The organism is Eubacterium xylanophilum ATCC 35991 (genome assembly GCF_000518685.1).
Lineage (GTDB): Bacteria > Bacillota > Clostridia > Lachnospirales > Lachnospiraceae > Eubacterium_F > Eubacterium_F xylanophilum.
This window is the reverse complement of record NZ_JAEB01000011.1, coordinates 110,426-118,727: the sequence shown is the minus strand read 5'-3', so window position 1 is coordinate 118,727 and position 8,302 is coordinate 110,426. Positions and strand designations below refer to the sequence as shown.

Below are 8,302 nucleotides of genomic sequence, written 5' to 3'. Positions count from 1 at the left end.
GGTTCCGTAGTTTCAAGTACGAGGAAGCATATCTCACAGAGTATGCTAATCTCAAAGAAGCGAGAGAAGCCATCGGAAGATATATCTACACCTATAACTTTGAACGATGCCATCAGGCAATCGACAATAAACGTCCTGCTGAGGTATACTATCCGGCAATGCTTTTGGATGCAGCCAGAGCAGCCGCATAATATAAATCCGGGGAGAAACAACACGGTGTTCTCCCACTTAACCAGTCAACATATCAGTTCATTATAAAAATATTAAATTTTTGTCTTGACAACTGAGCCATTATACCCTTTGCAGGTGCAGACGGATATCATAGTAAGACTCTCGCTTATTCTATCTGGCATATTTTCCGAATCGAGGATATTGTGGCACATGAAATGATCGAGGGTGACAGTCAGGTGCTTTTTGACGGAGATTACCTGAAACGTACCGGTTCACCGATTATTACCACAGGCAACGAACTTCAGGGGAATGAGATTGCTGAGTTTTCAAAGCAATTGAATATCAATGAACTATACCTGTATGCGAAGGATGTGAAAGAATCCACGGATAAGATTCTTAATGGGCTGTCATATAAAGAGTCAAAACAAAGATATGGTGACGATGTGAAGGAAAAGCTGATCCTCAGTAAATGTGTCAGCGAGGACGAGAATGCGTTTTGGCTGATAGATTACTGGTGCGGAAAGGATTTAAAGGGGCTGATCCAGATGCCGTTCAGTCGTCACTGGATTATGCATATTGAGGCGATGCGTCGTATCAAGAATAAACTATGCAAGATTGCCAGGAAAGGCGTTGATCCGGTTGCTTATTGTGGTTTTTCCTGTAATCACTGCTTTTTGGCTGAGTGGTGCGGATCATGCAGAACAGAGTATAATACTTGCTCTTTTGCTACCTGTTCTGAGAACAGAATATGTCCGAATGTGAAGTGTTGTAGGGGGAAGGGCATAGACGGTTGTTATGCATGTGATGATTTGGAAACCTGTGAAAAAGGGTTCTATATTCCTTCAAATGACGGTGCGAATGCAGCCAAAGCACAGGCTCTGTATATCAGGAAGCATGGAAAAAAGGAATTCCTAAAGACGAATGACAGACTGCATGAAAAGTATGATTTTCAGAAAACCCAGGAGATCCTCGGACAGGATTACAAAGAGGGGTTGAGAATTCTGGAGGAAGTATAAAGTATTAGCATTTTGACCGTATATTCCGGCGAATCAGATTTAAATTCCGCATTGATTATGATGCTATAGACGGTGGCAAGGTGTTGCTCAATCGTATAATAGTCGAGACGGTAGTATTAATGTCTAAAATAGGGGATTAGGAGCTCTGAAAACTTGCATAAATAGGGCATTTGTGATTCTGTGATATTCAAGTTGGGTACTCAGTCAGGCTTTAAATTAGTCTGTGAGAACTTATCCAAAGGTCAAAATGTGATAGGGTTGAGTAGTCCATTTAGATGTCAAAATTAAAAAAATGAGTAGATAAGTTCACATGTACTAGCAACGGTTGAGTATGTGTGAAAAAGCATGAAAATGTGAAAGCTTTTAGGGAACATCGACGGCTAAATAATAGAATATAAAGGTGGTTATGGCCTTTGGAAAGCGGGGAAATACGCCATTTCTTTATCGATAGTTATCTGGAGATAAGGAGGTGGCGTTTTTTGATGAAGTTATGATGGAGCAAGACGGCCTGTATACTAGTATACAGTAAAGCATAATTCCTTGACAGGAATTATGCTTTACTGTGAAATAAACTCTACAAAATCTTAAGAAAAGAGGAGGACGTCATAGATGAAGAGAGTATTATCTATTATTTTAATGTTGATGTTGGTAGTATGTACTTGTTTAAATGGTACAGAAAGAGTAGATGCCAGTGTAGTAACGGAAGATGGAAAATTTGAGTATGAAGTCATAGAAGATGAAGGTGAGGTACATATAACTAAATATTTAGATCGTCAAGCAACAAGTGTTGTAATCCCATCAGAAATTGCGGGAAAACCAGTGACATGGATAGATGATTATGCATTGGAGGACTGTGCGAATCTAACAAGTATAGATATTCCAAACAGTGTGAGAATCATAGGGAGTAGCGCATTTAAGGGATGTAAAAGTTTAATGAGTATAGAAATTCCGAACAGTGTGATGACCATAAGTTATTTTGCATTTCACGATTGTAGTGGGCTAACTAATATAACTATCCCAAGCAGTGTGACGAGTATACTTGGCAATGTATTTAGAGGTTGTGATGGCTTAACGAGCATAAAAGTGGATAAGGATAATCCCCAATTTGACAGCAGAGATAATTGTAATGCCATTATTGAGACGGAAACTAATAGATTAGTTAGCGGATGTAAAACAACTGTAATCCCAAGCAGTGTAACAAGTATACGTGCAGCTGCATTTGCAGACTGTAATGGGCTAACTGATATAACTATCCCAAGCGGTGTGACGAGTATAGATGGCAATGTATTTTATGGTTGTGATAATCTAACTAGCATAAAAGTGGATAAAGATAATCCCAAATTTGATAGCAGAGATAATTGTAATGCCATAATTGCGACAGAAACTAATGAATTAATTAGCGGATGTAAAACAACTGTAATCTCAAGCAGTGTAACAAGTATAGGTATAAATGCATTTGCAGGCTGTAGTGGGCTAACTAATATAACTATCCCAAGTAGTGTAACAAGTATAGGTGCAGGAGCATTTGCAGAATGTAGTGGGCTAACTAATATAACTATCCCAAGCAGTGTGACGAGTATAGCTGGCAATGTATTTAGTGGTTGTGATGGCTTAACGAGCATAAAAGTGGATAAGGATAATCCCAAATTTGATAGCAGAGATAATTGTAATGCCATAATTGCGACAGAAACTAATGAATTGATTAGCGGATGTAAAACAACTGTAATCCCAAGCAGTGTAACAAGTATAGGTATAAATGCATTTGCAGGCTGTAGTGGGCTAACTAATATAATTATCCCAAGCAGTGTAAAAAGTATAGGTAATCAAGCATTTGCAGACTGTAGTGGGCTAACTGATATAAATATTCCCAATAGTGTGACAAGCATAGGTGTACTTGCGTTCCGAAGTTGTGTTAAATTAAAGAGTATAATAATCCCGGACAGTGTGACAAGCATACGTGATGGTGCATTTCATGACTGTGAAAGCCTAACTAGTTTAGTAATTCCTAAAAGCGTGACAAGCATAGGTTATGATATAATTAGTAGATGTAATAATCTAACTACTATTTATATAACCAAGGGTTCAGCTATTGATAAATATATAAAAGATAATAAGATAACAAAAGAAGTACGTGATATCGAAGAATTAAAAGCAAAGCCAGTACCTAAGGCACAAATTGCTCCAGCGGGAAAGGTTGAACCGAAAGCCCAGACCATCTCTGTTGCAAAGATTAAGTCTTACAAGGCCAAGAAGCTTAAGAAGAAAAAAGTTTCTTTTAGCCTTAAAGCTAAGTCATCAGGTGATGGCAAACTGACTTACTCAGTTAAAAAGACGAGTAAAAAGATTAGAAAATACATCAAGGTTTCAAAGAGCGGAAAGGTAACTTTGAAGAAGAAAGCTAAAAAGGGAACGTACAAGATTCTCATAACAGCTGCACAGACAAGTAATTACAAAAAAGCAACTAAGCTTGTGCAGATCAAAGTTAAATAGGACAGAGCAAGGCTCCCACACTACTAATATTGTAGTAGGGGAGCTTTTTCCTTACCGCTAATTCCCATATGAAATCCTCCATTCAAAAAGGCACTCGCATCACTGCAAGTGCCTCATTATTGGAAACGCAAATTGCAATAAGTGTTCAAGCATTAAAAAGATCTTATCTCCCTAGCCATCGAAAATGGTATTATTTCTCCAGGATTTGTTCCTTGATATGCCTTTTCCTCATGCATGTAATCTACGATTTCTTGTGCCTTATAATTTTTAAACTTCCTTATCACAGCATCCAAAATAGATTTATCCTTATCGCTTAATACACTATAATCCATGCCCTTACTTGGATAAATATGAAGCATGGAATCATAGTTGATGCTTACTTCCTCACGAACATTCAGGTTTTCAAGATTCATGAGGCTATAATGCCCAATCGGAAGCGCACCCATTTCATTATGGCGATAAACCAATCCGGTAATTGCAACTCCATTCTCTTTATAAGATAAAGCGTCAGCGTACCAAAGCATTTTCATCAACTTAACCTTGAAAAGATTTGATACCTCCTCAGCTATATAGGAAATAGCGGCCTCAAGCTTATCTATATCCAACAAAACAAATCCATTTGAATCAGAGGGTTCTTCAAAACTTGCATACTCACCTTCAAACGCTTGTCGTGTCAGGTATTCTTTTCCATATGAATTTAACTTCTCCACGATTTTTGATCTTACTTCAAGTCTTTTAGGACCAGAAAATTTACCCGCATTTTTCTTCAAAAAATCCAAGGCTTGCAGCGGATTATCTTTTATCAAACGCAACATAGTATCATATGCCTCATCTTGAATCGCCTTACTCTCATAACGAGAAATTGTAGCTTCTCCCCATCCAAGTAATCTTGCCAAGTCTACTTGAGACAATCCATAGCTTTCTCTTATTGCCACGATTTCATCAGAAGTAAGTAATCCATGTTTAACACGATATGCATTCCTAGCGTTGAGAAGATTTTCATTTGTCATAGAGCCAGTTTCAAATTCATTTTCCTCAACATCCGCATTTACACAAAAATAATACCTCTCTTCATAGGTTACCTTATCCCCTTTCAGAGTAATCGTTGCAAAGCGTTTTCTTTCTTCCACTTCATGTGTTTTGTCGCACAAAGGACAATCCATATGAATCTTTCTAATTAATGTACACGCCTCCATAGTTTGCCTCCTTTCCTTTCTGTTTACGCATATGGGAATTTCATAGGATCCCTTGCGTAATGGAATGACACGCATAATACGCGTCGCTTCTGATCTCCCTTAATCTTTAATTTCACATAAACAAGCTTTCTGTTAATGTCTTTTCCGAAAACAAACAATAATGGTGGATTTAAATCATCTTTGTCAATCTTTGTCTCGGAATACTCGGAAACTGTTAGCTCTTTAAGTCTCTCAACCACATCCCATGTATCATAATCAAGATCCAATAGTGTATATGGTGTAGAGTGTTCTTCATCATTGGGCTTTTTCTTTTTTATCAGCGTAAAATCAGAATCTATATTAAAATCCTCTTTTCCCAGAAGCTCTTTCAATTCTTCCAGGAAAGCGATGACTTCTCTTTTTTTCGATTGCGTACTAAGAAAAATCTCAATCACCTCCCTCGATATATTCGCTATCAATTGATAGTATACACATCAATTGATAGTTTGTCAAGAGTCCTCTTTCGATTTCGCCTTCGTTATCTTTGTACTGGTATAATAAATTTGCAACACTCTGTTTGGATGGTATATAATATTATTATCCAAAGGAGGATGTTACGCTATGGACATTGGGAAATAAAAGAATAACGAGGTGAATTTAATGCTTCTACGTGGAATGGAAGAAAATGAAAAAGATATACTGAGAGACTTTCTGTATGAGGCGATATTCATACCAGAGGGTGTGAAGCCACCGGACAGATCGATTATAGAACAACCGGAGCTCAGAATATATTATGAGGATTTTGGAACAGGCAGAGCGGATCACTGTATTGTCGCGGATGATAACGGCAAAGTGATCGGAGCGGTCTGGACACGGATCATGAATGATTACGGTCATGTAGACGATGAAACACCGTCCTTTGCGATATCGCTCTATAAAGAATACAGGGGACAGGGTATCGGAACACGTATGATGAATGAGATGCTTGCACTGCTCAAAGAGAAGGGGTATAAGCAAGCGTCTCTTGCTGTGCAGAAAGCGAATTACGCTGTACGGATGTATGAGAAGGTCGGATTCAAGACTGTGGACGAGAATGCCGAAGAATATATTATGGTGTGTGAATTATGAAGAGAATTATTGTGATCGGAAGTCCCGGAGCAGGCAAAAGCACCTTTGCACGACAGCTAAGGGATATAACGGGACTTCCGTTGTATTATCTTGATATGATATGGCATTTGCCGGACAGGACAACCATTACCAAGGATGAGTTCGATCAGAAACTAATGGATATCCTGAAGACGGATACCTGGATTATAGATGGTAATTATGGAAGAACGATAGAGATGCGTGTCAAATCCTGCGATACAGTTTTTCTTCTAGATTACCCATTGGAGGTATGCCTTGCCGGAGCCAAAGCCCGTGTAGGAAAAAAGAGAGAAGAGATACCCTGGGTAGAAGAAGAGCTTGATGAAGAATTTCGGCAGTGGATCATCGATTTTCCTGAAACAAAGCTTCCCCAGATATATGGATTGCTGGAACAGTATGGTGCAGGAAAAGAAATCCATATTTTCCGGATAGGTTCGCCTATTTACCTGGGAGATATTACCAGTCAAGTTCATGCTCTTATTGAAAGGTTGCATTTTTGTGCTCTGTCCTATGATAATTACTCGAACTATTTTACGGGGAAGGTCAATGTTGGGAGTGAAACTTTCGAATGGGAGGAAATAAGATGCTCAAAGAGGATAATGATTACAGTTTTGAGGCTGTGCCCAAGTCGGACAGAAAAAGCTTTGGACCGATGTTTTTTATAATGCTTGGATTTACCTTCTTTTCCTCTAGCATGTCGGTAGGTGCGACCCTTGGAAATGGTCTGGATTTCAGAGGATTTTTGATAAGTGTGCTAGTAGGAAGTGCCATTCTATCTGTATATACAGGTTTTTTGGCATACATAGGATGCAACACCGGATTGTCATTTGATCAATTGGGACAACGGTGCTATGGGAAGAAGGGGTCGCTATTCACATCAGCGGTAATATGCATTACGCAGATAGGATGGTTTGGGGTAGGCGTTGCCATGCTTTCTGACAGTATTGCACAAGTTCTTGGCGTCAATCGAATTGTAATATTGACTATTGCAGGATTATGTATGACGGCATCAGCTTACTTTGGAATAAAGGGAATGGAGATAATAAGCTACATTTCTGTGCCTCTGATTGCAATTTTGGGAGTTTGGTCCATGACAAATGCAATTAATTCCGTTGGCGGACTATCAATAATTTTTTCAAGAAGTAAGGATAGTATTTCGCTTGTGAGTGGGATGTCGCTTGTAATAGGAGCATTTATAAGCGGTGGCACAACTACGCCTAACTTTGCGCGGTTTGCGAAAAGCAGTAGAATTGCTGTATTTACAACGGTACAAGCATTCTTTTTTGGAAATATTCTCATGTTTTCCTTTGGTGCGGTCGGTGGAGCATTTACGGGGAAGGACGATATTTTTTATGTTATGATGGCACAGGGCCTAATTATTCCGGCTTTAGCTGTGCTGGGAGCAAATGTATGGACAACAAATGATAATACGCTCTACAGTGCAGGACTTGGCCTTTCAAACATTACAGGAGTGCGCAAAAAACCTCTTGTTATTGTGGCGGGAGTTATTGGCACAGTGGCATCTATATTTATCTATAATTATTTTGTGCAGTGGCTGGTTATATTAAACTGTATTTTGCCTCCGATTGGAGCAGTTATCATAACGGACTATTTTACTGGCAAGAAACGGAGAGAAAAGGAAGAGGAGGTTTATTCCGGTATAAAGTGGGGGAGCATAATAAGTGTGGTTGCCGGTGCGCTAACCGGAATATTTGTCAAATGGGGAATTGCCGCCATTAATTCGATCGTGATAAGTACAGCGGTATATTGTTTTTTTTATTTGAAATTTAGGGATTCAGATAGTATAATAAAGGTATGAGCCATGAGATAAGAACTCCTATGAGGGGCTAGTGCGTTCCATCTATTAAATCTAATAAATGATATTCTTGATGTAAGTCGATTTGAATCCGGAAATATGATAATAAAAAATGAGAGATTTTCCCTGCGAAAGGAGAAAAAGTATGATTACGTTAGAGGATTTACGCCTTTTTGGCGCCGATATAGACAAGGGACTTGCCGTATGTATGGGAAATGAGGAGCTCTATCTGAGACTGGTAAATACTGTGCCGTCAGAAGAGAGATTCGAGGAGCTTTCAGATGCCATAGAGGCTGAAAATCTCGATGCAGCATTTGAGGCGGCGCATGCACTGAAAGGTGTATTGGGGAACTTGTCATTGACACCATTGGTTGAAAAAGTGTCGGAAATAACCGAATTACTGCGAAGCAGAAAGGATGCTGATTACAAAAAATTGGTAGATGAGTTGCTTAGAGCAAGAGATGATTTGTCAGAATTATGCAAGTAAA

General features: G+C 39.0%; 9 protein-coding genes. 7 read left to right on the top strand and 2 right to left on the bottom strand.

Going from position 1 to position 8,302, the window contains the following annotated elements; all coding sequences use genetic code 11:
• The 3 genes from L877_RS0103040 to L877_RS11915 form a co-directional block, all read left to right on the top strand.
• Positions 1–191, top strand: a 191-nt coding sequence (locus L877_RS0103040) for an integrase core domain-containing protein (protein WP_026834837.1), incomplete at its 5' end; no start/stop codon positions are given.
• Positions 192–374: 183 nt separating this feature from the next.
• A complete protein-coding gene (locus L877_RS14605) occupies positions 375–1,187 on the top strand; it encodes a DUF3795 domain-containing protein (protein WP_051437639.1) in 813 nt (270 codons plus the stop codon).
• Between the two features lie 609 nt (positions 1,188–1,796).
• Positions 1,797–3,677 (top strand): leucine-rich repeat domain-containing protein, encoded by a 1,881-nt coding sequence (locus L877_RS11915; protein WP_051437638.1) that lies wholly within the window; start codon positions 1,797–1,799, stop codon positions 3,675–3,677.
• Positions 3,678–3,829: 152 nt separating this feature from the next.
• Here the strand turns inward: L877_RS11915 and L877_RS0103025 are convergent, their stop codons facing one another.
• The gene (locus tag L877_RS0103025; protein WP_026834836.1) at positions 3,830–4,873 is read right to left on the bottom strand and encodes a type II TA system antitoxin MqsA family protein; all 1,044 of its coding nucleotides are present in this window, start codon (positions 4,871–4,873) and stop codon (positions 3,830–3,832) included.
• Positions 4,874–4,896: 23 nt separating this feature from the next.
• Positions 4,897–5,244, bottom strand: a complete 348-nt coding sequence (locus L877_RS0103020; RefSeq protein WP_207637219.1) for a hypothetical protein — start codon at positions 5,242–5,244, stop codon at positions 4,897–4,899.
• 268 nt (positions 5,245–5,512) lie between these two features.
• On the opposite strand from L877_RS0103020, the gene L877_RS0103015 reads away from it, so the two are divergent.
• The 4 genes from L877_RS0103015 (at position 5,513) to L877_RS11905 (ending at position 8,301) form a co-directional block, all read left to right on the top strand.
• A complete protein-coding gene (locus tag L877_RS0103015; RefSeq protein ID WP_084554743.1) occupies positions 5,513–5,980 on the top strand; it encodes a GNAT family N-acetyltransferase in 468 nt (155 codons plus the stop codon).
• Complete coding sequence (locus tag L877_RS11910; protein ID WP_341349120.1) at positions 5,977–6,663, top strand: P-loop NTPase family protein; 687 nt, start codon at positions 5,977–5,979, stop codon at positions 6,661–6,663. The genes L877_RS0103015 and L877_RS11910 overlap by 4 nt, the downstream gene beginning before the upstream one ends.
• Positions 6,567–7,817 (top strand): cytosine permease, encoded by a 1,251-nt coding sequence (gene codB, locus L877_RS0103005; protein ID WP_026834833.1) that lies wholly within the window; start codon positions 6,567–6,569, stop codon positions 7,815–7,817. Before L877_RS11910 ends, codB begins: the two co-directional genes overlap by 97 nt.
• A 142-nt stretch (positions 7,818–7,959) precedes the next feature.
• Complete coding sequence (locus tag L877_RS11905) at positions 7,960–8,301, top strand: Hpt domain-containing protein (protein WP_034784930.1); 342 nt, start codon at positions 7,960–7,962, stop codon at positions 8,299–8,301.
• Position 8,302: the final 1 nt, after the last annotated feature.